At 46.1% G+C, this 1,486-nt stretch carries 2 protein-coding genes; both read left to right on the forward strand.

The window, feature by feature from the left end; genetic code table 11:
* Nucleotides 1–394: sodium ion-translocating decarboxylase subunit beta (locus WMO25_RS17915; RefSeq protein ID WP_349086574.1), on the forward strand; the 394-nt coding region annotated here is incomplete at its 5' end.
* 102 nt (nucleotides 395–496) lie between these two features.
* Nucleotides 497–1,486, forward strand: a 990-nt coding sequence (locus WMO25_RS17920) for a pyruvate carboxylase subunit B (protein WP_349086576.1), incomplete at its 3' end; no start/stop codon positions are given.

Below are 1,486 nucleotides of genomic sequence, written 5' to 3' on the forward strand. Positions count from 1 at the left end.
TAAACAGCTTGCTGAAACAGCATCTAATGCCATGATGTATATCATCGTTATTCTTCTTGGTACATCCGTTGGTGCCACAACAAGTGCAGAAGCATTCCTGAATTGGACAACCATCAAGATTGTAGCCCTTGGCCTGATAGCCTTTGCAGTGGGAACAGCATCCGGTGTCCTGTTTGGCAAAATTATGTGCAAAGTAACCGGAGGCAAGGTAAATCCTCTGATTGGTTCCGCGGGCGTATCCGCAGTACCGATGGCAGCCCGTGTTTCTCAGAAAGTTGGTGCAGAAGAGGATCCGACAAATTTCCTGCTGATGCATGCCATGGGACCGAACGTTGCCGGTGTTATCGGTACAGCAGTTGCTGCCGGTGTATTTATGGCTATTTTTGGCGCATAAGGATTCGACTTTTACGATGTATCTGCAGAGCAGACATGGACTTGGCGCCGGTGCCTGCGGGCAGATTCTGAGTTTGATATATGAATGATAGGAGAATGAAAAATGTCCGAGATTAAGAAAAAACCTGTGGGTATTACTGAGACTATTCTCAGAGATGCCCATCAGTCACAGATTGCCACACGAATGACGACAGAGCAGATGCTGCCGATTATCGACAAGATGGATCAGGTTGGCTACCATTCTGTAGAATGCTGGGGCGGAGCCACTTTTGATGCCTGTCTGCGTTTCCTGAAGGAGGATCCATGGGAGAGACTTCGTAAGCTAAGAGACGGATTTAAGCATACAAAGCTTCAGATGCTGTTCAGAGGTCAGAATATTCTTGGTTATCGTCATTACGCAGATGATGTGGTTGAGTATTTTGTTCAGAAATCCATTGCAAATGGTATTGATATTATTCGTATTTTTGATGCGTTTAATGATCTCCGCAACCTTGAAACATCTGTTAAGGCCTGCAAAAAGGAAGGCGGCCATGCACAGATCGCGCTTTGTTATACACTGGGAGAAGCGTATACTCTGGATTACTGGAAAGAAATTGCCAAGAGAATCGAGGAGATGGGGGCTGATTCCATTTGTATCAAGGATATGGCGGGCTTGCTTGTGCCTTATGAGGCAGAAGCACTTGTAAAAGCGTTAAAGGCTTCTACAAAATTGCCAATTCAGCTTCATACCCATTACACAAGCGGTGTCGCTTCTATGACGTATATGAAGGCTGTTGAGGCAGGCTGTGATATCATTGATACAGCGATGTCACCGTTCGCCCTGGGCACCAGTCAGCCGGCTACAGAGGTGATGTGTGAGACATTCAGGGACACACCGTTTGATACAGGCCTTGATCAGAAACTGTTGGCAGAGATTGCAGATTATTTCAGACCGATCCAGGAAGAAGCTTTAAAGAGCGGTCTGCTGAATCCGAAGGTGCTTGGCGTTAATATCAAGACATTGATGTATCAGGTACCCGGCGGTATGCTTTCCAATCTGGTATCGCAGTTGAAAGATGCACATGCTGAGGATAAATATTATGACGTACTTGAG

Source organism: Coprococcus intestinihominis (assembly GCF_040096555.1).
GTDB lineage: Bacteria > Bacillota > Clostridia > Lachnospirales > Lachnospiraceae > Coprococcus_A > Coprococcus_A intestinihominis.